The organism is Aeromonas sp. R1-2 (assembly GCF_040908505.1).
Taxonomy (GTDB): Bacteria; Pseudomonadota; Gammaproteobacteria; order Enterobacterales; family Aeromonadaceae; genus Aeromonas; species Aeromonas veronii.
Genome location: NZ_JBFODU010000023.1, coordinates 19,134 through 41,618, shown reverse-complemented (window position 1 = coordinate 41,618; position 22,485 = coordinate 19,134). Strand labels below are relative to the sequence as shown.

Annotated in this window: 19 protein-coding genes; 9 read left to right on the top strand and 10 right to left on the bottom strand. The window is 60.7% G+C overall.

Annotated features, from left to right (window positions below; genetic code table 11):
* Positions 1-105: 105 nt before the first annotated feature.
* On the bottom strand, positions 106-1,335 hold the full coding sequence (locus AB5Y76_RS09075) for an MFS transporter (protein ID WP_263718319.1): 1,230 nt from the start codon (positions 1,333-1,335) through the stop codon (positions 106-108).
* 106 nt (positions 1,336-1,441) lie between these two features.
* On the opposite strand from AB5Y76_RS09075, the gene AB5Y76_RS09070 reads away from it, so the two are divergent.
* Both AB5Y76_RS09070 and AB5Y76_RS09065 read left to right on the top strand, forming a co-directional pair.
* Positions 1,442-2,065, top strand: a complete 624-nt coding sequence (locus AB5Y76_RS09070; RefSeq protein WP_263718320.1) for a metalloregulator ArsR/SmtB family transcription factor — start codon at positions 1,442-1,444, stop codon at positions 2,063-2,065.
* A 311-nt stretch (positions 2,066-2,376) separates the two neighbouring features.
* The gene (locus AB5Y76_RS09065; protein ID WP_005304871.1) at positions 2,377-2,853 is read left to right on the top strand and encodes an Lrp/AsnC family transcriptional regulator; all 477 of its coding nucleotides are present in this window, start codon (positions 2,377-2,379) and stop codon (positions 2,851-2,853) included.
* Between the two features lie 131 nt (positions 2,854-2,984).
* Here the strand turns inward: AB5Y76_RS09065 and AB5Y76_RS09060 are convergent, their stop codons facing one another.
* Both AB5Y76_RS09060 and AB5Y76_RS09055 read right to left on the bottom strand, forming a co-directional pair.
* Complete coding sequence (locus AB5Y76_RS09060; RefSeq protein ID WP_005343224.1) at positions 2,985-3,302, bottom strand: hypothetical protein; 318 nt, start codon at positions 3,300-3,302, stop codon at positions 2,985-2,987.
* A 145-nt stretch (positions 3,303-3,447) separates the two neighbouring features.
* Entirely contained in the window at positions 3,448-3,675 is a 228-nt protein-coding gene (locus tag AB5Y76_RS09055; protein ID WP_040068243.1) for a hypothetical protein, read from the bottom strand.
* Positions 3,676-3,881: 206 nt separating this feature from the next.
* Here AB5Y76_RS09055 and AB5Y76_RS09050 point away from each other — a divergent pair, with 206 nt between their 5' ends.
* Together AB5Y76_RS09050 and chrA are read left to right on the top strand one after the other, a co-directional pair.
* A complete protein-coding gene (locus AB5Y76_RS09050) occupies positions 3,882-4,328 on the top strand; it encodes an NUDIX hydrolase (protein WP_227095266.1) in 447 nt (148 codons plus the stop codon).
* A gap of 67 nt (positions 4,329-4,395) precedes the next feature.
* Positions 4,396-5,562 carry a chromate efflux transporter gene (gene chrA / locus AB5Y76_RS09045; protein WP_263718321.1) on the top strand — a complete coding sequence of 389 codons (1,167 nt, stop codon included), beginning with the start codon at positions 4,396-4,398 and terminating at the stop codon, positions 5,560-5,562.
* A 73-nt stretch (positions 5,563-5,635) separates the two neighbouring features.
* On the opposite strand, the gene msrB is transcribed toward chrA, so the two are convergent.
* The 4 genes from msrB to malQ all read right to left on the bottom strand — a co-directional run bounded on the left by msrB (position 5,636) and on the right by malQ (position 12,696).
* Complete coding sequence (msrB, locus tag AB5Y76_RS09040; RefSeq protein WP_040068248.1) at positions 5,636-6,022, bottom strand: peptide-methionine (R)-S-oxide reductase MsrB; 387 nt, start codon at positions 6,020-6,022, stop codon at positions 5,636-5,638.
* Positions 6,023-6,090: 68 nt separating this feature from the next.
* Positions 6,091-8,247: a glycogen debranching protein GlgX gene (glgX, locus tag AB5Y76_RS09035; protein ID WP_263718322.1), complete on the bottom strand. Its 2,157-nt coding sequence runs from the start codon at positions 8,245-8,247 to the stop codon at positions 6,091-6,093.
* Complete coding sequence (glgB, locus tag AB5Y76_RS09030) at positions 8,247-10,424, bottom strand: 1,4-alpha-glucan branching protein GlgB (RefSeq protein ID WP_263718324.1); 2,178 nt, start codon at positions 10,422-10,424, stop codon at positions 8,247-8,249. Before glgB ends, glgX begins: the two co-directional genes overlap by 1 nt.
* A gap of 82 nt (positions 10,425-10,506) precedes the next feature.
* Positions 10,507-12,696 carry a 4-alpha-glucanotransferase gene (malQ, locus tag AB5Y76_RS09025; RefSeq protein WP_263718325.1) on the bottom strand — a complete coding sequence of 730 codons (2,190 nt, stop codon included), beginning with the start codon at positions 12,694-12,696 and terminating at the stop codon, positions 10,507-10,509.
* Between the two features lie 347 nt (positions 12,697-13,043).
* On the opposite strand from malQ, the gene gap reads away from it, so the two are divergent.
* Together gap and AB5Y76_RS09015 are read left to right on the top strand one after the other, a co-directional pair.
* The gene (gene gap / locus AB5Y76_RS09020; protein ID WP_005335708.1) at positions 13,044-14,039 is read left to right on the top strand and encodes a type I glyceraldehyde-3-phosphate dehydrogenase; all 996 of its coding nucleotides are present in this window, start codon (positions 13,044-13,046) and stop codon (positions 14,037-14,039) included.
* 86 nt (positions 14,040-14,125) lie between these two features.
* The gene (locus AB5Y76_RS09015) at positions 14,126-14,992 is read left to right on the top strand and encodes a D-hexose-6-phosphate mutarotase (RefSeq protein ID WP_263718326.1); all 867 of its coding nucleotides are present in this window, start codon (positions 14,126-14,128) and stop codon (positions 14,990-14,992) included.
* Between the two features lie 70 nt (positions 14,993-15,062).
* Here the strand turns inward: AB5Y76_RS09015 and nadA are convergent, their stop codons facing one another.
* Positions 15,063-16,136 (bottom strand): quinolinate synthase NadA, encoded by a 1,074-nt coding sequence (nadA, locus tag AB5Y76_RS09010; protein ID WP_263718327.1) that lies wholly within the window; start codon positions 16,134-16,136, stop codon positions 15,063-15,065.
* 140 nt (positions 16,137-16,276) lie between these two features.
* On the opposite strand from nadA, the gene AB5Y76_RS09005 reads away from it, so the two are divergent.
* A complete protein-coding gene (locus AB5Y76_RS09005; protein WP_263718328.1) occupies positions 16,277-18,382 on the top strand; it encodes a methyl-accepting chemotaxis protein in 2,106 nt (701 codons plus the stop codon).
* Between the two features lie 69 nt (positions 18,383-18,451).
* Here the strand turns inward: AB5Y76_RS09005 and AB5Y76_RS09000 are convergent, their stop codons facing one another.
* The gene (locus AB5Y76_RS09000; RefSeq protein ID WP_179902546.1) at positions 18,452-18,907 is read right to left on the bottom strand and encodes an NfeD family protein; all 456 of its coding nucleotides are present in this window, start codon (positions 18,905-18,907) and stop codon (positions 18,452-18,454) included.
* Positions 18,904-19,827, bottom strand: coding sequence for an SPFH domain-containing protein (locus tag AB5Y76_RS08995; protein WP_005335703.1), 924 nt, complete (start codon positions 19,825-19,827; stop codon positions 18,904-18,906). Before AB5Y76_RS08995 ends, AB5Y76_RS09000 begins: the two co-directional genes overlap by 4 nt.
* 197 nt (positions 19,828-20,024) lie before the next feature.
* Here AB5Y76_RS08995 and cysG point away from each other — a divergent pair, with 197 nt between their 5' ends.
* Together cysG and cysD are read left to right on the top strand one after the other, a co-directional pair.
* Positions 20,025-21,473: a siroheme synthase CysG gene (gene cysG, locus AB5Y76_RS08990; RefSeq protein ID WP_263718329.1), complete on the top strand. Its 1,449-nt coding sequence runs from the start codon at positions 20,025-20,027 to the stop codon at positions 21,471-21,473.
* Between the two features lie 18 nt (positions 21,474-21,491).
* Complete coding sequence (gene cysD, locus AB5Y76_RS08985) at positions 21,492-22,478, top strand: sulfate adenylyltransferase subunit CysD (protein ID WP_263718330.1); 987 nt, start codon at positions 21,492-21,494, stop codon at positions 22,476-22,478.
* Positions 22,479-22,485 lie beyond the last annotated feature (7 nt).

Below are 22,485 nucleotides of genomic sequence, written 5' to 3'. Positions count from 1 at the left end.
CTCCAGCATCGAACAAATCCGCAAAGAGCTTTACCGTCCCAGACCCGGCGCTCCGATGCAAGTCTTGCCCGTGGCCGAAGCGCCGAACTGTGATCCCTTCGTGGCTCAGGTGCAGCTGGCCAGTTGTTGACGACGGTCGGCACGGCGGCGCAGCAGATAGAAACCGGCGGCACTGGCAAGGGAGCAGAGGGTGGCGAGATAGAAGGGCCACTCGGTACCGGCCAGCAGCACCAGACTGCCGAGCAGCACCGCCAGGATCTCGCTGCCTACGGCGAGGGCGCGGTAGAGCCCCATCGCCTGCCCCTGTTGCTCCGGGTGACTGCGGTTGGAGATCGCCACCGAAGTGGCCAGCTCTCCCAGACTCATTCCGATGCCAGCGGGAACGAAGGTAAGCGCCAGTCCCCACCAGTGCACGGGCAGGATAAAGAGCAGCATGCCGCTCGCCATCACCAGATGGCCGACAATCCCGAGGGAGCTGCCGCGCCAGTGGCGGGCGATGCGAGAGCCGAGCCAGGAGCCCGCCATCATGGGCAGGCTCACCAGCACCGCCGCCTGCGCCAGCTGGGCCGGATCCCACGCCAGCCGCTCTACCAGCCAGATGTTGAAGTAGGTGAAATAGAGCTGCACGGCGCCATAGCTGATCAGGGTGAGTGCGAAGTAGGGCAGCAGGGCCGGTTGCAGCAACAGCTGGCGGCTGGAGAGTGTCGCGGCCTGAAGGGTGGCCGCTACCGGCGGACGATAGGGGATCAGCCAGAGCACCAGCAGCAGGTTGAGCAGGGTCATCGCGACGGCCAGCCAGGCCGCCAGACTGTAATCCCCCGAGATCACCGCGGCGTAGCCCCCGATCACCGGCCCCACGACCCAGCCCAGATTCATGCCGATGTTGATCCAGGCGAAGCTGCGCGCCTTGTGCTCCTTGCCGGCGAGATCCGCCGCCATCGCCTGCACGATGGCGATGTTGCCGTTGCACAGCCCCTCCACAATCCGGCTGAGCAGCAACAGGGGGAGGGAGCGCCAGGCGATACCGAGTGCCATCAGGGCATAGCCTGCCAGTACCCCCGCCAGCGAGAGCAACAGCAGTGGCTTGCGGCCATAGCGGTCGGAGAGGCGACCAAGCCAGGGACTGCCCACCAGCTGGAACAGGGGATAGAGCCCCATGATGACCCCCAGCCACACCTTGCGGCTCCAATCGGAGGCTTCCGGCGTCAGCATGCCGTGGGCCGGATCCAGCAGCAAGGGTGCCAACACCGGGGAGGGGAGACTGAAACCTGCAACTGCCAGCGTGACCGTCATGACCAGCACCCAGAGGGGATTTTTGTGCCCGTGTTTCTCCATGTTGCACCCATTAAATAAAGTTATTGGTTTATTTATGCTGATTCATAGATGGGATTAAGTAAAGTGAATTGTTGATTTAATAAAGGGCGCTCCCCATAATGAGATCATGAACGCAAGCACCGACAAGATCCTGTTTCTGCTCAAGAGCCATGGCCCGCAGAGCGCCGCCGCGCTGGGGGAGCAGTTGCAGATGACCTCCATGGGCGCCCGCCAGCACCTGCTCGCACTGGAGCAGGAGGGGTGGGTCACATTCAGCGACGAGGCGCGCGGGCGCGGTCGTCCCGTGCGACTGTGGCAGCTCACCGAGCAGGCCTGGCAGCGCTTCCCCGATAGCCATAGCGACCTGACCGTGCAGCTGATCGACAACGTGCGCGAGCTGTTTGGCGAGGAGGGGATGGAACGGCTGCTCCAGCAGCGGGAGCAGCAGATGCTTGCTCGCTATCAGGAGGCGCTGGGGTCCCATGGTCTCTCTGGCCGGCTGGCGGTGCTCAGGGAGCTGCGTACTCGCGAGGGCTATATGGCGGAGATCCGCCGCGAAGAGGATGGCAGCTGGCTGCTGTGGGAGAGCCACTGTCCCATCTGTGCGGCGGCGCGCACCTGCCGCGGTTTCTGTCGCAGCGAACTGGTGCTGTTTCGCCAGCTGCTGGCGCCGGCGACGGTGGAGCGGGAGCAATATCTGCTGGAGGGGGCGCATCGCTGCCTCTATCGCATCACGCCGCCCGCGCTCTGATTTCGTCAAACGCCCAAAAACAACAAAGCAGGCGCCGGGATGCCTGCTTTGTTGCCTTCGGGGAGGGGGTTCTCTCGTTCCAGCCCGTCGTTTCCCGATAAGGTAAGACGGCTGATGGGGCTCTTGACCCGGTAAGGTCCTTCACCGCAGAGACCCGGTCAGGTATCTGCTTTGCCACCGGAAGATGTAACCATAGTATCCCTCCCGTGCCGGTGAGTGGTTGCAAAGCAACCACTTATTTCGGTTGTTTTTGCAATAGTTCACCCTTAATCTAGGAAAAGTGGATTAGTCATTGCAACGAGGAAGGGTAAATGCTGAAACTTGATCGCATAGACAGACATATTCTCGAGCTGATGCAGGAGAATGGCCGCATCAGCAATCTGGAACTGGCCGAGTTGGTCGGGCTCTCGCCGTCCCCCTGCTCCCGCCGGGTCAAGGCGCTGGAGGATGCCGGTCTCATCGACACCCACGTTACTCTGCTCAACGCCCGCCAGCTTGGCCTCACCCTCACCGCCTACATTCACATTTCCATGGACAGACACACGCCCGAGCGGTTCGAAAACTTCGATCGCGCCATCAGCGAACTGCCCGAAGTGCTGGAGTGTGACCTCATCACCGGCAACGATGCCGACTACCAGCTCAAGGTGGTGGTGCGCGACATGGAGCACTACCAGCACTTCCTGCTGGACAAGCTGACCCATATTCCGGGGGTGACCGGAGTGCGCTCCAGCTTCGTGCTGCGCCGCATCAAGCACAAGACGGCGCTGCCGCTCAACCATCTGGGTTAAGGCTGCGCAAACCGCTCATATAAACAGAAAGAGGAGGCCAGTGGCCTCCTCTTTTGCTATTCGCTCTTGGTTATTCGGTCGTGGTTATCGGGTCTGGATTAGCTGTCGCGGTGACGGGGCGACAGCTGTGGTCAGACGCTGACCTGGCTGATGTCTTCCACCTGCAGCAGCCAGCCGCTCTGCTCCTGCTGCGGTTCGCCGCTGACCCGCAGCCGCTCGCCGGTCGGCACCCACTGCCCCTCGGGCAGGGAGACCAACAGGCTCTCGCTGCCGTTGTCGAACAGCCAGCGATCTTCGCCAAGCGATTCAATCAGATAACCCTCCATCTCCACTCTGGATTCGGCTTGCCAGGATGGCGCAACGGAATCACGGCTCTCGATGAAATCCCCCTGAACACCAAAACTGGCTAGCCCCCACAGAATGGAGAGCCCGACGATGGATGTTTGCATCTTGTCTCTCCTCTTTTGGAACTGTAGGGCCAGTATGGGAACAGAAAACTGAGCGCACCATGAACAAGGTGGCAAAGTGCTGGCGAGATCGCGAAAAAATCCGGTCAATTGGCCGGCAGTGTCATTTTATGGTGCCTGGATCACACTATTTGGCGGCTTCTTCTGCCATCCGTTCAGCTCTTGGCTTATTCGTCCACATGGCTACCCCGCGATGATCCCCACAGATCCCCTCTGCCACCACGGCGCGAACCCGGGTGCCATCTTTGCAAATGGCCTGCCAGGCGTCGGCATCATCGATGGCGAGCGAGTTGGGGGACGGCGTGGTTTGGCAAGCCGTGAGCAGCAGAGCGCACAGGGGGAGCAATTTTTTCATGGCGGACTCCTCGGGGTGATGGGGGACTGAGAGGATTGGGATGACCTCTCCATCCGGGCTTCACTCCCCAGCATCAGTGATAACCGGTTAAGGGGCAAGGGGAGGGGTCACCGACAGGCGCAGGTGCCGTGCAGCCGGGGCTTGCCCTGTGCCCTCCTTGGGCCTAAGGTGGGGCCGTTTTACTGCCTGATTGAAGGAGCGTTTTCATGTCCACTCTCTATCCCCGCGTCGGGGTCGGCGTCATTCTGACCAACGCCCAAGGCCAGGTGCTGCTTGGCAAGCGCAAAGGGAGCCATGCCCCCTACTGGTCGATCCCGGGTGGTCATCTGGAGTTGGGGGAGAGCTTCGAGTCGGCGGCGATCCGCGAGGTGGCCGAGGAGACGGGACTTGAGATCCACGGGCCCGAGGTGGTGGCGGTGACCAACAATCTGGAGACCTGGCGCGAGAGCGGGCTGCACTATATCTCGGTGACGCTGCACGCTAAGGCCGATGGTGAGCCGCAGCTGCTGGAGCCGGAGAAGTGCGAAGGCTGGGTCTGGTGCGATCCGCGCGCGCTGCCCGAGCCCCATTTCGACGCCAGCCGTCAGTCCATCGCCTGCTGGCTGGCGGGACGCTGCTATCTGCCGGGTGATGTGCCCATGGTGTCGGCCTAATCAGTCTGATTGTCATAAAACGATCATCGCGCTGTCATAATATCCCCTCTCCATCGGGAGAAGAGGGATGAGGGAGAAGAGCGTGGGACAGGTATTTATTCAGTTTTTATGGCTGGGATGCATCAGCTTTGGTGGTCCGGCCGCTCATATCGGCTATTTCCAGCGCACCTTCGTCCAGCGGCTCTGCTGGCTGACACAGGCCGAATTTGCCCGCTTGCTGGCGCTGTGCCAACTGCTGCCGGGGCCCGCCTCCAGCCAGCTTGGTTTCGCCATCGGTCGTCATCGCGCCGGTCTGGGTGGGGCGCTCTCTGCTTTTGTTGGCTTCACGCTGCCCTCATTTCTTCTGCTACTGGGGGCTGCGATCGGCATCGGCCAGCTGGGCAGCAATCTGTGGCTCGATGCTGCGCTGCACGGCCTCAAGCTGTTGGCGCTCATCGTGGTGGCCGATGCGGTGCTCACCATGAGTCGTCAGTTCTGTGCCACGGGAATGACCCAAGGGATCATGGTGGTGACCGCTGCTGCACTCTGGTGGCAGCCCGGTCTGATGACTCAACTGTTGATGCTGGCTGGAGCGGCGCTGATCTGCGCCCGCAGCCAGCGCGGGGCGGGTAGTGTGCCAGCCTCCGCCGAGCTGCCTTCTGCCGCCAGCAGTCAGCCTCATTGGCCGACCCTGCTGCTGTTTGGTATCCTTTTTATCGGCCTGCCGCTGCTCGGCAGCCCGCTTGGCCAGCTGGCTGCCGACTTCTATCGCGCCGGCAGTCTGGTGTTTGGCGGTGGCCATGTGGTGCTGCCGCTGCTGCAAGAGAGCGTGGGCCACACTCTCAACGAGCAGCAGTTTCTGACTGGTTACAGCCTGGCCCAGTTGGTGCCGGGCCCCATGTTTACCCTTGCCACCTATCTTGGCGCCCAGTTGCAGCCAGAAATGCCGATGTTCGGGGCCCTGTTGGCGACCCTGGCGCTCTTTGCACCCGGTTTTCTGCTGCTCTGGGCGGTGGGCCCCTGCTGGCAACAGTGGCTGGCTCAGCCCCGTCTGGCGGGGGCCGTCACTGGTATTAACGCCGCCGTAGTGGGCTTGTTGCTGGCGGCCCTCTATCAGCCGGTATGGCAGAGCGCCGTGCTGGCGCCGACCGATCTGGCGCTGGCGGCCATCGGCTTTTATCTGCTGCGGGTGGTGAAGCTGCCGATACCGGCCATCGCGGCCCTGTTGGTGATGGCTGCTATCCTGCTGGCGTGAATGCGGTGAAATCCCGATAAAAAACGGCGCCTCCGTGATGGAGGCGCCGTTTTTATTGCAATGGGTCAGCCGCTTAAGCGTCGGGATCGAAATCCAGACTCAGGCTGTTGACACAGTAGCGCTGGCCTGTCTCGGTCGGTCCATCTGGGAAGACGTGACCGAGGTGAGAGCCGCACTGGCGGCAGGTGATCTCCACCCGCTTCATGCCGTGGCTGTTGTCTTCGGTGTACTCCACCGTCCCCTCGATGGCCTTGTCGAACGAGGGCCAGCCGCAGCCGGAATCAAACTTGGCTCCTGAGTGAAACAGCACGCTCTTGCAGCAGACACAGAGGTAGTCGCCGCTCTTGCGATTGTGGAGCAGGGCGCCGCTGTAGGGGCGCTCGGTGCCCTTCTCCCAACAGACGTGAAACTGCTCGGCGGTCAGTTTGCTGCGCCACTGTTCCGGATTATTACTGCTCATACCGACTCCTTGCCATCCATACCGGAGCCCAGCATAGCGGCTCCGTAAAGCTGACTCCAGCATGCCTCTTATGCTTTGCCTGTATCTGTGATCGAGGTGGCAACCATCTCCTCACCGGATGCAGGGAGAATTTCCTGCTGCGGTGGCTGGGCATCCTCCGCCGTGCTGGACAATGCCACCCGCTCCAGCAGTTTGAGGGAGTGGGCCCGGCCGACCGCTACCTGCCGTTTGATGTCATCGGGCAGGAAGGGCAGCCCATCGTTGGTGGCGGTGTCGATGGTCTGGATCCACTCCAGCCCTTCTCCCGGCGGTGGCAGGCGGAACTGGATGTCATAATCGCTGGCGTTGAACAGCACGTACCAGCGCTCGCCTACACAGTTGATCATGCCGATATCCATGGCGAACGCCTGCCCCATGGGGGCGTGCCAATCCTGATCGGTGAGCTGGTGGCCGTCCGGGTGATACCAGTTGACCTGATGGCAGCTGGATGGGGTGCCATTCCAGCTGTCGTCGCTCAGTTGCAGGTTGGAGAAGACGCAGGACTCCGCCCGCAGCGCCATCATCTGCTGGGTGAAGGCGAACAGCCGCTCATCCTCCGGTCGCCACTGCCAGTTGACCCAGCTGATCTGGTTGTCCTGGCAGTAGGCGTTGTTGTTGCCAAGCTGGCTGCGGCCCATCTCGTCCCCGGCAAGAAAGTGCGGTGTCCCTTGCGACAGCAGCAGGGTGGCAATCAGATTGCGCTTCTGCTGCTGGCGCAGGCTGTTGACCCGCGGATCCAGGGTCGGCCCCTCTACCCCGTGGTTATAGGAGAGGTTGTTGCCGTGACCATCCCGATTGTCTTCACCGTTGGCCTGATTGTGGCGCTGGTTGTAGGAGACCAGATCCTCCAGGGTGAAACCGTCGTGATAGCAGAGGTAGTTGACGCTGGTGTGGGGGGAGCGCCAGTTCTTCGGGAAGATATCCCGCGAACCCACCAGACGGGTGGCAAAGTCCCCCATCTTGCCCGCATCACCGCGCCAGAAGGCGCGCACCGTATCGCGGTAGCGGTCATTGATCTCCTGCCACTGGCTCGGGAATTGACCCAGCCGGTAGCCGAAGGGGCCGATATCCCAGGGCTCGGCGATGAGCTTGACCTGTGACAGCACAGGGTCGGCCATCACTGCCTTGAAGAAGGCCCCCATGGGCTCGAACTCCCCCGCTTCCCGCGCCAGCGTCACCGCCAGATCGAAACGGAAGCCGTCCACCTGCATTTCGGTGACCCAGTAGCGCAGGGCATCGAGCACCAGCCGCAGGGTGTTGGGGTGATCCAGATTGACGCTGTTGCCACAACCGGTCACGTTGGCATGACGGGTGTAGTCCGGGCCGTGGGGACCCGCTTCGAAGGCGTAGTAACCGGCGTTGTCAAAGCCCTTGAACGAGAGGGTAGGGCCGTCGAAGCCAGAGGCGGCAGTGTGGTTGTAGACCACATCCAGGATCACCTCGAGCCCGGCCCGGTGCAGCTCGCGCACCATGGTCTTGAACTCGGTCACCGCCTCGTCTGCTCGGGTGCTGTAACGCGGCTCCGGGGCGAAGAAGGCGATGGGGTTGTAGCCCCAGTAGTTGGTGAGTCCCAGCTGCTCCAGTCGCGGTTCCGACATGAAGGCGGCCACCGGCATCAGCTGCACCGAGGTGATACCGAGGCTCTTCATGTGCTCGATAACCAGCGGGTGACAGATGCCAAGGTAGGTGCCCTGCAGCGCTTTTGGGATCCCCGGATGCTGCTTGGTAAAGCCCTTGACGTGGGTCTCGTAGATAATGGTGCGGGCCGGGCTGATCCCGGGTTTGCCAACCCCTTGCCAGTCAAAACTGTCATCCACTACCACCGACTTGGCAATCATCCCGGCACTGTCACCCTGATAGAGGGCTTCATCCCAGTAGGTGGGACGACTGAGCGCCTTGGCGTAGGGGTCAATCAGCAGTTTTTGCGGATCGAACAGCATCCCCTCCTGCGGGGTGCCATAGACCCGATAGCCGTAGCGCTGACCGGCCTTTACACCGCGCACGTAGCCAAAGCGATACTGGCCACGGCGGCCGGGCAACTCCAGCCGCATCAGCTCCTGCTCCTGCTCGTCGTACAGGCAGATCTCCACCTTGTCCGACTGGGGGGCCCAGACGCAGAAGTGGCAACCGTTCTCGTCAAGGCGGGCCCCCAGCGGGTGGCCCACCCCTTTTTCCATTACAAGCATCAAGACTCCTGTTTGATAAACAAGGTCGCCAGCGGCGGCAGATCCAGCACTATGCTATGCGCCATCCCCTGCCAGGGGGTTGGCTCGGCAGCGAACACCAGACCTACATCATAGTTACTGCCCCAGTAATACTCGCTGTCGGTGTTGAGCACCACCCGATAGTGGCCCGCCGCAGGGACGCCGATCCGATATTCGATACGGGGCACCGGGGTGAAGTTGCAAGCCACCACAATAGCCTGCTTGCCCTCTTTGTCCGCCCGCAGCCAGGCAAAGATGCTGTTGTCGGCATCGTTGTGATCCAGCCAGCGGAAGCCGGTCTGCTCATAATCGGCCTGATACAAGGCAGGCTCATGACGGTAGAGGTGGTTAAGATCGTGGATCAGCCGTTGCTGACCGGCATGCTTGGGATATTGCAGCAGATGCCACGGCAGCTGGGCATCGTGGTTCCACTCGTTGCTCTGGGCGATCTCGGTGCCCATGAAATTGAGCTTCTTGCCCGGATGGGCGTACATGAAGCCCATGTAGGCCCGCAGGTTGGCGGCTTGCTGCCACTCGTCGCCCGGCATCTTGTAGAGCATGGAGTGCTTGCCGTGCACCACCTCGTCGTGGGAGAGCGACAGGATGAAGTTCTCGTCATAGTGGTAAACCATGGAGAAGGTCATGTCGTTGTGGTGGTAGCGACGGTGGATCGGCTCTTTCTGCATATAGGTGAGGGTGTCGTGCATCCAGCCCATATTCCACTTGAAGCCAAAGCCGAGGCCACCGAGGAAGGTGGGGCGGGAGACACCGGCAAAGGCAGTGGACTCTTCGGCTATGGTCATGGCGTGGGGATACTTGCCGTAGACCTCCTCGTTGGTCCACTTGAGCAGGCTAATCGCCTCGTAGTTGTGGTTGCCGCCATCGATGTTCGGTACCCATTCACCGGCGTTGCGGGAGTAGTCCAGATAGAGCATGGAGGCGACCGCATCCACCCGCAGGCCGTCGATATGGAACTTGTCGAGCCAGAACAGGGCGCTCGCTACCAGGAACTGGCGCACTGTGTAGCGGCCAAAGTCATAGATGTAGGAGTTCCAGTCCGGGTGCCAGCCACGGCGCGGATCTTCATATTCGTAGAGCGGGGTGCCGTCGAAACGGGCCAGTCCGTGGGCATCGGACGGGAAGTGGGCGGGCACCCAGTCCAGAATGATGCCGATGCCGGCCTGGTGGCACTGGTCGACGAAGTATTTGAAATCATCAGCGGTGCCGTAGCGGCTGGTGGGGGAGAACATGCCCACCGGCTGGTAGCCCCAGGAGCCGCTGAAGGGGTGCTCGGAGACAGGCAGCAGCTCGATGTGGGTGTACTCCATCTCCTTGACGTAGGCGACCAGCTCCACTGCCAGCTCGCGCCAGCTCAGGCTGTCGCCGTTGGGGTGGCGCTTCCAGGAGCCGACGTGCAGCTCATAGATGGAGAGCGGCTGCTCGCGTTTATCGTTGTGCTGGCTGGCAATCCACTCGGCATCCTGCCACTGGTACTGGGCGTGGTCATAGACCACGGAGGCGAACGACGGATACTGCTCACTGTAGAAACCTACAGGGTCGCTCTTGTGGGGCAGCCGGTTGCCCATGGGGTCCTTGAGCTCGAACTTGTAGCGATCCCCGGCCTTGAGGCCCGGCACAAACAGCACCCAGTGACCGCACAGGCTGCGCTGCATCGGATGGCGGCGGCCATCCCAGAAGTTGAAATCGCCGATGAGGCTCACTGCGGTGGCGCTCGGTGCATAGACCGCAAAACGTACCCCTTCCACCTGCTGGCCAAGATGCTCCACGGTGCGCAACTGGGCGCCAAGGGTGTGGTAGAGGTTTTCCGGTTGGGCGGTCAGTTCGGCCAGGCCTGCCCAGGCGGCATCCTGAAACTGATAGGGGTCGATGACCTCGGTGGTGGCATCTTGGTAGCTGGCGATCAGCTGATAGGGGAAGGCGTTTTTGCGGCGGGTGAAAACAGTTTCAAAAAGACCCGATTCATCGGTGGGCGCCAGGGTGGCAACGACTTTGCCCGACTTGAGATCCTTGACGCGGACTTCGAGGGCATCAGGCAACCAGGCGGTCAGTTTGAGGCCGGGCCCATCCGGATTGGCCTGCAGGCCTAAGTGAGAGAAGGGATCGGAACAGCGGGCAGCAACCAAACGTTCAACGAGCATCGAGATTTCCTTTCATGACAGAGCATCCACTCCGGCCGAAGCCGGAGTGGATTTAGGTGAGAGCGCTGTGGGAGACCGCGTCTCAACGACTGGCCTCATCACGGGCTTGGCTCATCTTGCCAGCCAGTGCCTTGAGTGCCTCATTGGCAAAAATATCTTCCAGATCAGCGGAAAGCTTGCGGCGCCAGTTGGGGTATTCGTAACTGGTGCCCGGTACGTTGACCGGCTTGTCCATCTCCAGCCAGTCTTCCAGCTGGGTACTGAACAGGGCGCAGCTGCCGCGGGCCATGTGGATCTGCAGACCGTGATTGAGTTCGGTGTTCATGCCGACCCAGTTCACGTCATGACTGATGTTGTCAGAGATGACCTTGTGGGCATGCAGGCTGTCGAGGATCCGCTGTTTGGCCTGGTGGCGATCAGCATACAGAGTCTTCAAAACATCTTCATCCGGATACAGACCCAGTTGACGGCCGAGCGCCAGATCATCGCAGTGCCAGAAGCCCTTGAGGGTCGGCATGTCGTGAGTAGTCAGGGCCGACATCGCTTGCTCGGTGTAGTGCGCCGGGGAGATAAAGCCGCCATCTTCCTTGGAGCGCTCGAAGAAGAACACCTTGTAGGAGTGGACGCCGTTCTCTTTCAGAGTCACGTCGATCCCCTCCGGCACGGTGCCCAGATCCTCGCCGATCAGCAGGCACTGATTACGGTGGGATTCGAGGGCCAGAATGCCCAGCAGATCGTTGACCGGATAGTAGATGTAGGCGCCCTTGGCGGCGGACGCTCCGGGCGGTACCCACCACAGGCGCAGCAAGGCCATCACGTGGTCGATGCGCAGAGCGCCACAGGAGCGCATGTTGGCACGGAACAAGTCCACCATCGGCTGGTAGGCCGCTTCGAACAGCTTGTTCGGGTTCATAGGGGGCAGGCCCCAGTTCTGACCAAGCGGGCCGAGGATATCGGGCGGCGCACCGACCGAGGCTTTCGGGCAGTAGAGATCCTGGTTGGCCCAGATCTCGGTGGAGCCTTCGGAGACGCCCACCGCCAGATCCCGGTAGATCCCCATCACCATGCCGGCAGCCTTGGCACGGGCATCGGCTTGCGCCAGCTGCTCGTCGGCCAGGAACTGCAGATAGAGGTAGAAGTTGACATCTTGCGGGTGCGCGGCCATCCAGGCGGCAACGGCAGGATTGTGGTAATCGCGCAGCTCCTGCGGCCATACCGGCCAGCCCCAGGCATTTTCGCCTTTGGCATAGAAGTGGGCCTGCAGGGCATCAAATGCTGCCTGCTGTTGCAGGCTGTCGCCACCGGCGGCCACGAAGGCATCAAAGGCGGCCTGACGCTCGGCGCTCAGGGTGGCTTCATCGAACACCTGACGCAGCATGCCGAGTTTGGTCTGGATCACGCCGGTGTAATCGACGTTCTCTTTGGCGCGCAGATCGGCCAGATGTTGCTGGAAGGCAGGGCTCGCCACTTCCGCTTTCAGGCGAGTGCTCTGCTGGAATTCGGGCACCGCTTCTACATTGATATAGGCTACGTTGAGCCAGCGACGGGAAGAGGGGCTGTAGGGACTGGCGCTCTCCGGATTGGCCGGATAGAGGGCGTGGATAGGGTTGAGGCCGACGAAGTGGGCACCCCAGGCGGCGGCTTTCTCGACCAGCTGGCCCAGATCGCTGAAATCACCGATACCCCAGTTGTGGCGGCTGCGCAGGCAGTAAAGCTGCACACTCGGACCCCATACCTTGCGGCCATCGGCAATTGGCGCCTGCTTGTAGCAGGCCTTGGGGGCAACGATGAGGCGCATGGTGGCCAGCGGCTCGTCATTGCCCTCTTCCAGCAGCACCAACTGGTGATAACCCAGCTCCGGGGCCATCTCCAACGTGACGCGATAGGCCTGGCACTCCATCTCTTCAAATTCGGCCACGCCGACCAGCTCACCCTCGATGGGGGTGAATTGACCGGACAGCACTGCACCCTGCTCCTGCTGGAGCTGCCAGGTGAGGGCGTCGTTGACGAATTCGATGGGGAGGCGAACCTCAAGGGTAACGGCGTCGCCGGTGCGAACCACCATCACAGGATCCAGCGCCCGCAGCCAGTGCTGGCGATGCTCCTCTTCCAGCTGCTGCACCAGTGCGGCCTCGTCATCGACGCGGTAGCCCATTGCGCCCAGCATGGCGGCCTTGCTCTCTTCTGATACCTGGGCCGGGTGGCCCCAGGCATCGACATACTCGCTGGCGATGCCTTTTGCGGCAGCCAGCTGTTCAATCAGGGTGGTCATAGTTTGAGAATTCCCGCTGTGGATTCTATCTATACTATTTTGTTTGATTTTTATGGGGTGGTACTTGAACAGTGGCTCTTTGGCCATGCTAAACCGCGCACATTTTTACATATCTCTGTGAATGGTTGTGTGACCGAGTAGGCACTATTGTTGATATCTGCGCGATGCCACGATCTGGCACTTTTTTCGTCAAAACGTGGTAATCAGTTACATAAACAGAAAATTAATTTCACAGTTTTTCATGATATAGCGCAATTTCAGACAGAATGTTGGTTGACTCACCGGAGAGTTCTAGTAAATTTACAAGCGGAATTTTCTTTGACTACTGAACAGTTAGGTAACTAAATATGACTATCAAAGTAGGTATTAACGGTTTTGGCCGTATCGGTCGTTTCGTATTCCGTCTGGCTTGCGAGCGTGCAGACATCGAAGTTGTTGGTATCAACGACCTGATCGATGTTGACTACATGGCTTACATGCTGAAGTACGATTCAACTCACGGTCGTTTCAACGGTACCGTTGAAGTTAAAGACGGCAACCTGGTTGTAAACGGCAAAACCGTACGTGTTACCGCTGAGCGTGACCCGGCCAACCTGAAGTGGGGCGAAATCGGTGTTGACGTTGTTGCTGAAGCTACCGGTCTGTTCCTGACCGACGAGACTGCTCGTAAGCACATCGCTGCTGGTGCCAAGAAAGTTGTTCTGACTGGCCCGTCCAAAGACGCTACCCCGATGTTCGTAATGGGTGTTAACGACTCTACCTACGCTGGCCAGGACATCGTTTCCAACGCTTCCTGCACCACCAACTGCCTGGCACCGATCGCCAAGGTTCTGAACGATACCTTCGGTATCGAGTCTGGCCTGATGACCACCGTTCACGCTACCACTGCTACCCAGAAGACCGTTGATGGTCCGTCTGCCAAAGACTGGCGCGGTGGCCGCGGTGCGGCTCAGAACATCATCCCGTCCTCTACCGGTGCTGCCAAAGCTGTTGGCGTAGTTATTCCGGAACTGAAAGGCCTGCTGACTGGTATGGCTTTCCGTGTTCCGACTCCGGACGTGTCTGTTGTTGACCTGACCGTTAACCTGAAGAAAGCTGCCACCTACGCAGAAATCTGCGAAGCGATGAAAGCTGCTTCCGAAGGCGCTATGAAAGGCGTTCTGGGCTACACCGAAGACGAAGTTGTATCTACCGACTTCCTGGGTGAGCGTCAGACCTCCGTATTCGACGCCAAGGCTGGTATCCAGCTGAACGACAAATTCGTTAAAGTTGTATCCTGGTACGACAACGAAATGGGCTACTCCAGCAAAGTTCTGGACCTGATCGCTCACATCTCCAAGTAATTTGGGATGCGCAATCGCGTAGCTTGAAAAAGGCGGCCATTGGCCGCCTTTTTGTTTTTCGGTTTCCCCTGATGACAGGAGTCCACATGCAATCCATTCGTCCCCTGACAGCCAATTGCAAGCTTGCCAACAATGCGGCCGGTCTGCCGGTTCTCACCATCAACAACGACTATGCCAAGGCAGAAATCAGCCTGTTTGGCGCCCATGTGCTGAGCTATCAGCGTCATGGCGAGCCGGCCTCCATCTGGCTGAGCGACAAGGCGGTGCTGGATGGCAGCAAGCCTGTTCGCGGTGGTATCCCGATCTGCTGGCCCTGGTTTGGCCCGGCGCCCGCCCGCGTCGGTAGCGGCAAGCCCTCCCACGGTTTTGCCCGTACCACCCTCTGGATGCTGGACGGGGTCTCCGATCACGCTGACGGCACGCTTGTTCATCTCTCCCTGCGCGACAGCGATGCGACCCGTGCCCTGTGGGATCACGCCTTCGAACTGGAGCTGGACGTGCTGGTTGGCAAAGAGCTCTCGCTGGTGCTGACCACTCGCAACACAGGTGCTCAGCCGCTGACTTATAGCGGTGCGCTGCATACCTATTTGCAAATCAGTGCGCCGGAGGCGGTGAGCGTGAGCGGTCTGGGTGAGCCCTATGCCGACAAGCTGACCGGACAGGATGCCAAGCAGCAGGGTGCATTGACCCTGAACGGGCCGCTGGATCGGGTCTACTGGCAGCCAGAGGCGTTGGTGAGCGTGCAGGATGGTGAGCGTGAGACCCGGGTTGTCAGTGGCAACCACGACAGCGTGGTGGTCTGGACCCCCTGGCTGAAAGGGGCTACCGCCATGGCCGACATGAGCGACGATGGCTATCGCACCATGCTCTGCGTTGAAGCGGCCATCGCCGGTGATACGGGAGTGACCGTTGCGCCGGATGAAGAGCACAGTCTCTCCACCGTAATCATCTGAGTTGGATGAGGTTCAGATAAATAAAGAGGGCTCCCGCGGGAGCCCTCTTTGCATCTCGTGACGGCGGCAATCAGGCGTTGCCCTGGGTCTTGAGCTTGAGTTCGGCGGCGAAATTGAGCATCCGATCGAGCGGGATGAGGGCCTTTACCCGCAGCGCTTCATCGACATGGATCTCGTGGCGCTCGGTACCATCGGTGAGGGCCTCCTTGATCGCCACCAGACCGTTCATCGCCATCCAGGGGCAGTGGGCGCAGCTGCGGCAGGTAGCGCCATCGCCACCGGTCGGTGCTTCCACCATCTCTTTCTCCGGACAGGCCTGCTGCATCTTGTAGAAGATGCCCCGATCGGTCGCCACGATCAGCTTCTGCTGTGGCAGCTCCTTGGCTGCCTTGATCAGCTGACTGGTGGATCCCACCGCATCGGCCAGCTCGATCACCGAGGCGGGGGATTCCGGATGAACCAGCACGGCGGCGTCCGGATTCTGCTCTTTCAGCTCGCGCAGGGCGCGGGCCTTGAACTCGTCGTGGACGATGCAGTGGCCCTGCCAGCGCAGCATCTGCGCCCCGGTCTTCTTCTCGATATAGGCGCCCAGATGGCGATCCGGGCCCCAGATGATCTTGTGACCCAGACTGTCGAGGTGTTCGACGATCTCGAGTGCGATGCTGGAGGTCACCACCCAGTCAGCCCGTGCTTTAACGGCGGCCGAGGTATTGGCATAGACCACAACGGTATGGTCGGGATTGGCATCGCAGAAGGCGGAGAACTGTTCGATGGGACAGCCCAGATCGAGGGAGCATTCGGCCTCCAGAGTCGGCATCAGCACCCGCTTGTGGGGGCTCAGGATCTTGGAGGTTTCCCCCATAAAGCGCACCCCGGCGACGATCAGGGTTTGCGCCTCGTGATCGCGGCCAAAGCGGGCCATCTCCAGCGAGTCACCGACGAAACCGCCGGTGGCTTCGGCCAGCGCCTGGATCTCGGGATCCGTGTAGTAGTGGGCAACCAGTACCGCTTTGCGCTCCTTGAGCAGCGCCTTGATTTCTGTGGTCAAGGTCGTTCTCTGCTCGGCACTCAGGGGAAGAGGTTTGGCCGGAAAGGGGTAGTCCATCGCGACTACCGGCGGGACACTGCTCAGTGCATTGCTCATTGCGACTGTTCCATCAACGCTCGGGAAGGCAAAAATTATAACCAGAAGCCTGCCACAAACCCATCAACAAATCGGGTGAAGCGCAAGTGGGCGAATATACTCAAGTAATTCGTTGTTATTCTGCCATAAGGAGTTGTCGCATGAAGCAACGTTCCCTCAAGTTCAAGCTGCTGTGCCTTACCATGGGGCTGTTTCTGCTGACCGGGCTGGCCATGACCCTGTTGCAATCGGCCTCTTTCAGCTCCCTTCGCAACATGGTGATGACCCAGACCAGCGATGCACTGGAAGAGGAGGTCTCCCGCAGCCTGCAGTATCAGGCAGAGCGCTATGCCATCCAGATTGCCTCGCTGATGCAGAACTCCTATCAGATCCCCCTGACCGTGACCGCCCAGATTGAAGCCGGGATGGCCAAACCGGAACTGCGCTTGTCGCGGCCCCAAGTGGAGTCTCTGCTCGGCAGTAGCCTGCAGCAGGCGAGCGGGATCAGCTCCATCTACGCCCAGTTTGAACCGGATGGCTATGATGGCGAGGATGGCAACTGGCTGGGCGGGGCCAGCCACTCGGTGGCAGGAAAGGGGAGTCTGGAGGTCTATTTCACCAAGGAGCAGGGGGGGGCAGTCGCTCAGCAAGCGGTGGACGCCGCTGCCAGCGAGGCCAAGTTTGATACCTCCCTCAACGAGTTTGGCATTCGCAACAGCGAGTGGTATCTCTGTGGTCGCGATACCCGCCAGCCCTGCCTGATGGAGCCCTACCTCTACGAAATCAGCCCGGGCAACAAGATGCTGATGACCAGTCTGACGGTGCCCGTGCTGCGTGATGGCAAGTTTGTCGGGCTGGCCGGGGTGGATATGAACCTGCCCATCTTCCAGCAACTGGCTGAAAACCTTGGCAAGAGCCTCTATGACAACAAGGCGGATGTGACTCTGGTCAGCAAGATGGGGCTGATTGTGGGCAGCAACCGCTATGCCGACAAGCTGGGCCGTCCACTCAAGGAGGTGGGCCTGACCCTGCCTGACGGTCAGCCTGTCAGCAGCGACAGTGACTTTATTCTTCATCAGCCCATCCGGGTTGAGGCAGCCAATACCCAGTGGTGGTTGATGATCAAGGTGCCCAAGGCGCTGGCGCTCGGCAAGGCGCACGCCATCAGCAATGAACTGGGCGCCCTGCTGGTGGATGCCCAGCGGCAGCAGATCATCGCCATGGGCGGGATCACCCTGTTGGTGCTGGGCTTGCTGGTCTGGTTTATTCAGACCATCACAGCGCCGCTTTCCCTTATCAGCCGCCATGTGGGCCATCTCTCCAGCAACGAGGGGGACCTGACCCAGCAGATGGAGATCGACACCCATCAGGAGCTGATCGATCTGGGGTCCCAGCTCAATGCCTTCCTCGGCAAGCTGCGGGGCATGGTGCAAATGAGCAAGGGGATCGGTCAGCAGGTCTACCAGCAGGCGCGGGAGATGAAACATACCGCCGACACCATGCGCAACAGTCTGGACGAGCAGAATCTGGAGTTGGAGAGCGTGGTGAGCGCCATGCACCAGATGAGTACCACGGCAGTCAGCGTGGCAGGTTATGCCGAGCAGGCGGCGCAGGAGTCGGAAGCAGCGACCCACCACATCAATACCGCCCAGCAGACCCTCAGCAATGCCCGCAACGAGATCCATACTCTGGTCGGCGATATGCATGAGGCGGACAAGGCGGTAGCGCTGGTGGCCCAGCGCAGCACCAATATCAGCCGGATCCTCGATGTGATCCGCGCCATTGCCGAGCAGACCAACCTGCTGGCCCTCAATGCCGCCATCGAGGCGGCACGGGCAGGGGACATGGGCCGCGGCTTTGCGGTGGTGGCGGACGAGGTGCGGGCGCTGGCGACCAAGACCCGTGAGTCGACCGACGAGATCGGCCAGCTGATTGGCAGCCTGCAGACCGAGGTGAGCAGCAGTCAGCGTCTGATGAATACCGGTATCGAGCGCTCCACTACCACGGTGCAGGGCACCGAGCAGGCGTTCGAGGCGCTCAATCGGGTGGTGGCCCAGATCCAGCAGATCCATGACCACATCAGTCAGGTGGCCACCGCCGCCGAGCAGCAGAGTGCGGTGAGCGATACCATCAACCAGAACCTGATGCGGATCGGCGATACCGCCAACGTGATCGGGCAGGAGGCCACCTCCAGCCATCAACTGAGCGAAGCGCTGGAGCAAGCGGCCACGGCGCTCGCCAGTCAGCTCGAGCGGCTGCGTACCTGAGTGGCCGCCAGAGAGACAAAAGCCCGCGAGCGATCGCGGGCTTTTTCATGACTCGATGGCAGAGTTGCGTCAGTTGCGGGGTTCAACCAGCAGGATGTGGGAATCGGCCCCCACTACCCTGACCTTGCTACCCGCCGGCAGCGACTCGTCACAGCGCACTGTCCAGACCGTGTCGTCCAGATGTACCCGGCTGGTGCCTTGGGCGACATCATCCAGCAGTGTCAGCTCGCGGCCCATATAGCTCTGCATCCGCTCGTTGATGGTGCTGGCGGCATCCTGACCCGAGTTGTCGCGCTGGTGCTGCCAGCGCCACCAGGCCCAAGTGGTGAGCAGGGATTGCACCGCAAACAGCAGCAACTGCGCCTGCCAGCCAAAGGGCCAGAGCAGCAGCAGCAGGCCCACTTCCAGCGCGGCGATGCCGGTCCAGAGCAAAAAGCCCACCGAGCCGAGCACCTCAATGGCCAGCAGAATGAAGCCGAGCCCCAGCCAGTGCCAGTGGGTCAGCCCCTCTAACAGGGCAGTCATGACTTGCTGCCCTTGCCATCTTTGTTGAACAGCTCGGCCATGCCAGCCACCGAGCCAATCAGGCTGCCCGCTTCCAGCGGCATCATGATGATCTTGCTGTTGGGGCCTTCACCGATGCGGGCCAGTGCTTCGGTATATTTCTGAGCCACGAAGTAGTTGATGGCCTGCAGGTCTCCTTCCGCAATCGCCTGGGAAACCATGTGAGTCGCCTTGGCTTCTGCCTCGGCAGCCCGCTCCCGCGCTTCGGCGGCGAGGAAGGCGGCCTGACGCTCACCTTCGGCCTTGAGGATCTGGGACTGTTTCTCCCCTTCCGCTTTCAGGATCTTGGACTGGCGCACCCCTTCGGCTTCCAGTACCTCGGCCCGTTTTTGGCGCTCGGCCTTCATCTGGGCGTTCATCGCCTCGACCAGTGCCAGCGGCGGGCGCACATCTTTAATTTCGATGCGGGTCACCTTGATGCCCCAGGGGGCGGTAGCGGCATCCATGGTGCGCAGCAGTTTCTCGTTGATGGTGTCGCGCTGGGAGAGCATCTCGTCCAGCTCCATGGCGCCGAGCACGGTCCGCATATTGGTCATGGTGAGATTGCGGATGGCGCTGGTGAGATCGTTGACCTCGTAACCCGCTTTGCGGGCATCCACCACCTGCACAAAGCTGATGGCGTCGATGGTGACGTTGGCGTTATCGCGGGAGATCACCTCTTGTGCCGGGATATCCAGCACCTGCTCCATCATGATGATCTTGTGGCCGACCCGATCCACGTAGGGGATCAGCAGGTTGAGACCCGGGGTCAGGGTGCGGGTGTAGCGGCCGAAGCGCTCCACCGTCCAGTTGTAGCCCTGGGGCACTATCTTGATGCCCGCGCTCAGGGTGGCGAGCACCAGGAACACGAAAATCCCTAGCACAATCAATGATTCATTCATCGTTTAGCTCCTTATGAAACACAGTCCCTAGCCTATGGTCTGGCGTCAGGTACCACAAGTGACTTCGTACGCCTTTGTCATGAATCGGTTTCGCTAATTACCAAAACGCATTAAAAAGCATTTTTTATTATTTTGAGGGATAAGCTGCCCTGCCTATAGTCGCCCCATATTAGTCGTGCTCCGAGGGATAGGCCGAAATGGATTATTTACCTATGTTTGCCAAGTTGGAAGGCCGCCCGGTACTGCTGGTGGGCGGGGGCGAGGTTGCCCTGCGCAAGGCGCGCCTGCTGCTGGCGGCCGGTGCCCGGCTGACCCTGGTCTCCCCGGTGCTTGAACCGGAATTTGCTGAATTCACCGGTCGTTTCACCCATCTGGCGGAGCGCTTCACCCCGGCCCATCTGGCAGGTCAGATTTTGGTGGTGGCAGCGACCGACAACCTCGAAGTCAACGCCCTCGTTTATCAAAGTGCCAACCAGCTGGGTCTGTTCGTCAACGTGGTGGATGACCCCAAACGCTCCAGCTTTATCTTTCCCTCGATCATCGATCGTTCGCCGCTGATGGTGGCGGTCTCCAGCGGTGGCAAGGCGCCGGTGCTGGTGCGCCTGCTGCGCGAGCGGCTGGAGAGCCTGCTGCCGCGCCATCTTGGCGGGCTGACCGAGCTCTCAGGTCGGGTCCGTGACAAGGCCAAGCGGGTGCTCTCATCGATTTCCGATCGCCGCCGCTTCTGGGAGCGCGCTTTTGCCTCCAACACTCTCGCCAGCCTGATTGAGAAAGAGGACTGGCAAGGTGCCGAGCAGTGGCTGAGCGATGGCCTCGACCAAGCGAAAAGCGAAGTGGGCGAGGTGGTATTGGTCGGTGCGGGTCCCGGTGATCCGGGCCTGTTGACCCTCAAGGCGCTGCAACAGATTCAACAGGCTGAAGTGGTGCTCTACGACCAGCTGGTCTCCGCCGAGATCCTCGATCTGGTGCGCCGCGATGCCACTCTGGTGTCGGTCGGCAAGAAGGCGGGAGCCCACAGCGTGCCGCAGGAGGAGACCAATCGCCTGCTGGTGGAATACGCCAAAGCGGGCAACCGGGTAGTGCGGCTGAAAGGGGGCGATCCCTTTATGTTTGGCCGTGGCGGCGAGGAGCTGGAAGTGCTGGCCGACGAAGGTATCCCCTTCTCGGTGGTGCCCGGCATCACGGCCGCAGCCGGGGCCACCGCCTATGCCGGCATTCCGCTGACTCACCGTGATTACGCCCAGAGCGCCGTCTTTATCACTGGCCATTGCCAGAAAGAGGGCAAGGAGCCCGACTGGCAGCAGCTGGCCGCCACCAGTCAGACCCTGGTCATCTACATGGGGCTGATGCGCTCCGAGCATATCCAGCAGCAGCTGGTGGATCACGGCCGAAGCCCTGCCACCCCCATTGCCATCATCGAGCGCGGCACCACATCCCACCAGCGGGTGCTGACCGGCACCTTGGCTGATCTGGCCGAGCTGGCCAAACAGGCGGTGAGCCCGTCGCTTATCGTCATCGGCGAAGTGGTCGCACTGCGCGAGCGGCTCGCCTGGTTTGGAGAAACAAGCGGGGAAAATAGCGGCCAGCAGCTGCGCGCTAACCCGGATCTCGATGGCTGCGACCTCAAGCTGGTGCAGCTGGCCTGACCGAGAAAGAGATATTTGATGCGGTTGCCAGCGCAACCGCGCACTGAACCACCCAGCGCCTTGAGCAGGCGCATAAGCAATGACCCGAGGACCAACATGGACCGTGAAAGATTGACCCACTTGCAGCAGCTGGAAGCCGAGAGCATCCATATCATCCGCGAGGTGGCTGCCGAATTTGAAAACCCGGTGATGATGTACTCCATCGGCAAGGACTCCTCCGTCATGCTGCATCTGGCCCGCAAGGCCTTCTATCCGGGCAAGATCCCGTTCCCCTTGCTCCACGTCGACACCGACTGGAAGTTCAAGGAGATGATCAAGTTCCGCGACGAGACCGCCAAAAAGTACGGGCTGGATCTCATCGTCCACAAGAACCCGGAAGGGCTCGCCATGGGCATCAACCCCTTTGTACACGGCAGCGGCAAGCACACCGACATCATGAAGACCGAGGGGCTCAAGCAGGCGCTCAACAAATACGGCTTCGACGCCGCTTTCGGTGGCGCGCGCCGCGATGAAGAGAAGTCCCGCGCCAAGGAGCGGGTCTACTCCTTCCGTGACAAGTCCCACCGCTGGGATCCGAAGAACCAGCGTCCGGAGCTGTGGCGGGTCTATAACAGCCAGGTCAACAAGGGGGAGAGCATCCGGGTGTTCCCGCTCTCCAACTGGACCGAGCTGGATATCTGGCAATACATCTACCTCGAGAATATCGACATAGTGCCGCTCTACTTCGCCGCTTACCGTCCGGTGGTGGAGCGCAACGGCATCAAGATCATGGTGGATGACGAGCGCATGCCGCTGACCGCCGAGGATGAGGTGAAGCAGGAGCTGGTGCGTTTCCGCACCCTCGGCTGCTATCCGCTCACCGGGGCCATCGAATCCGATGCCACCACCTTGCCGGAAATTATTGAAGAGATGCTGCTCACCACCTCGAGCGAGCGGCAAGGGCGGCTGATTGACCACGATCAGGCCGGCTCCATGGAGCAGAAGAAGCGTCAGGGATATTTCTAAGGAGTCG

What these genes read in the sequence shown, in the direction of transcription:
- nadA (WP_263718327.1), bottom strand. Translation starts at nt 16,136, where the DNA reads ATGAGCAATGCACTGAGCAGTGTCCCGCCGGTAGTCGCGATGGACTAC.
- AB5Y76_RS09000 (WP_179902546.1), bottom strand. Translation starts at nt 18,907, where the DNA reads ATGACTGCCCTGTTAGAGGGGCTGACCCACTGGCACTGGCTGGGGCTC.
- AB5Y76_RS09005 (WP_263718328.1), top strand. Translation starts at nt 16,277, where the DNA reads ATGAAGCAACGTTCCCTCAAGTTCAAGCTGCTGTGCCTTACCATGGGG.
- gap (WP_005335708.1), top strand. Translation starts at nt 13,044, where the DNA reads ATGACTATCAAAGTAGGTATTAACGGTTTTGGCCGTATCGGTCGTTTC.
- AB5Y76_RS09060 (WP_005343224.1), bottom strand. Translation starts at nt 3,302, where the DNA reads ATGCAAACATCCATCGTCGGGCTCTCCATTCTGTGGGGGCTAGCCAGT.
- AB5Y76_RS08995 (WP_005335703.1), bottom strand. Translation starts at nt 19,827, where the DNA reads ATGAATGAATCATTGATTGTGCTAGGGATTTTCGTGTTCCTGGTGCTC.
- AB5Y76_RS09055 (WP_040068243.1), bottom strand. Translation starts at nt 3,675, where the DNA reads ATGAAAAAATTGCTCCCCCTGTGCGCTCTGCTGCTCACGGCTTGCCAA.
- AB5Y76_RS09050 (WP_227095266.1), top strand. Translation starts at nt 3,882, where the DNA reads ATGTCCACTCTCTATCCCCGCGTCGGGGTCGGCGTCATTCTGACCAAC.
- cysG (WP_263718329.1), top strand. Translation starts at nt 20,025, where the DNA reads ATGGATTATTTACCTATGTTTGCCAAGTTGGAAGGCCGCCCGGTACTG.
- glgX (WP_263718322.1), bottom strand. Translation starts at nt 8,247, where the DNA reads ATGCTTGTAATGGAAAAAGGGGTGGGCCACCCGCTGGGGGCCCGCCTT.
- AB5Y76_RS09075 (WP_263718319.1), bottom strand. Translation starts at nt 1,335, where the DNA reads ATGGAGAAACACGGGCACAAAAATCCCCTCTGGGTGCTGGTCATGACG.
- cysD (WP_263718330.1), top strand. Translation starts at nt 21,492, where the DNA reads ATGCGGTTGCCAGCGCAACCGCGCACTGAACCACCCAGCGCCTTGAGC.
- AB5Y76_RS09015 (WP_263718326.1), top strand. Translation starts at nt 14,126, where the DNA reads ATGCAATCCATTCGTCCCCTGACAGCCAATTGCAAGCTTGCCAACAAT.
- malQ (WP_263718325.1), bottom strand. Translation starts at nt 12,696, where the DNA reads ATGACCACCCTGATTGAACAGCTGGCTGCCGCAAAAGGCATCGCCAGC.
- msrB (WP_040068248.1), bottom strand. Translation starts at nt 6,022, where the DNA reads ATGAGCAGTAATAATCCGGAACAGTGGCGCAGCAAACTGACCGCCGAG.
- chrA (WP_263718321.1), top strand. Translation starts at nt 4,396, where the DNA reads ATGAGGGAGAAGAGCGTGGGACAGGTATTTATTCAGTTTTTATGGCTG.
- AB5Y76_RS09065 (WP_005304871.1), top strand. Translation starts at nt 2,377, where the DNA reads ATGCTGAAACTTGATCGCATAGACAGACATATTCTCGAGCTGATGCAG.
- glgB (WP_263718324.1), bottom strand. Translation starts at nt 10,424, where the DNA reads ATGCTCGTTGAACGTTTGGTTGCTGCCCGCTGTTCCGATCCCTTCTCT.
- AB5Y76_RS09070 (WP_263718320.1), top strand. Translation starts at nt 1,442, where the DNA reads ATGAACGCAAGCACCGACAAGATCCTGTTTCTGCTCAAGAGCCATGGC.